1 pseudogene is annotated in these 362 nt (G+C 68.2%); it reads left to right on the plus strand.

Features of this window, described 5'->3' with window-relative positions:
* Positions 1-75: 75 nt before the first annotated feature.
* A pseudogene (locus tag G3446_RS27840) lies at positions 76-362 on the plus strand (ISNCY family transposase); the annotation flags it as partial.

Raw genomic sequence — 362 nt, forward strand, 5'->3', positions numbered from 1 at the left:
TTGTCGCCCTGCGCGAGTCCCGTCGGCGAGGGATCGACCCGACGGGTATCACGAGCGCAGACGCGACACTCCGGTCGTGTCATGCCGCACGGAACCGACGACCAGATGGCCGTGCCGCTGGTCGAGGCGCTGGTCAGCGGCTTCTCGCCAGTGGCGAGCGTGAGCTTCGACAAAGGCTTTCACAGCCCAGCCAACCAACAACGCCTCGCCGAGCTGGTGGATTTCCCGGTGCTGCCGAAGAAAGGCAAACGCTCGGGCGCCAAACTCGCGCGCGAGCACGACCCGCGCTGCGCGCCATGGAGAGCGAAGCGAAGGCGCGTAGTCCCCGATAGGCGTCGGCGCGGGCGTATGGCCGGAGTGGC

This window comes from Thiorhodococcus minor, from assembly GCF_010820565.1.
In the GTDB taxonomy this organism is placed as follows: Bacteria; Pseudomonadota; Gammaproteobacteria; order Chromatiales; family Chromatiaceae; genus Thiorhodococcus; species Thiorhodococcus minor.